Raw genomic sequence first — 281 nt, 5'->3', positions numbered from 1 at the left:
GGACAGATGATTGGGGTGAAGTCGTAACAAGGTAGCCGTATCGGAAGGTGCGGCTGGATCACCTCCTTTCTAAGGATAATGTCGTAAGGACATTCGGAATGCGAATCTTACGATTCGTACAAAGCAATTTTAAAAATTGCACTAAGCAACTTTAAAAAATTGCACTATTGACTGCTTGTTTGTTTAGTTTTGAAGGAGTAATGAAAAATTTCATTTCTTCCTGTTTTATGAGGGGCCTATAGCTCAGCTGGTTAGAGCGCACGCCTGATAAGCGTGAGGTC

General features: G+C 41.6%; 1 rRNA gene. It reads left to right on the top strand.

Going from position 1 to position 281, the window contains the following annotated elements:
• Positions 1-69 (top strand): 16S ribosomal RNA (locus M3182_RS25880); the annotation flags it as partial.
• Positions 70-281: the final 212 nt, after the last annotated feature.

The sequence above is a fragment of the Mesobacillus maritimus genome, assembly GCF_023715205.1.
In the GTDB taxonomy this organism is placed as follows: Bacteria; Bacillota; Bacilli; order Bacillales; family Cytobacillaceae; genus Mesobacillus_B; species Mesobacillus_B maritimus_C.
The sequence above is the reverse complement of the archived record's forward strand: the minus strand, read 5'-3'. Positions and strand labels throughout refer to the sequence as shown.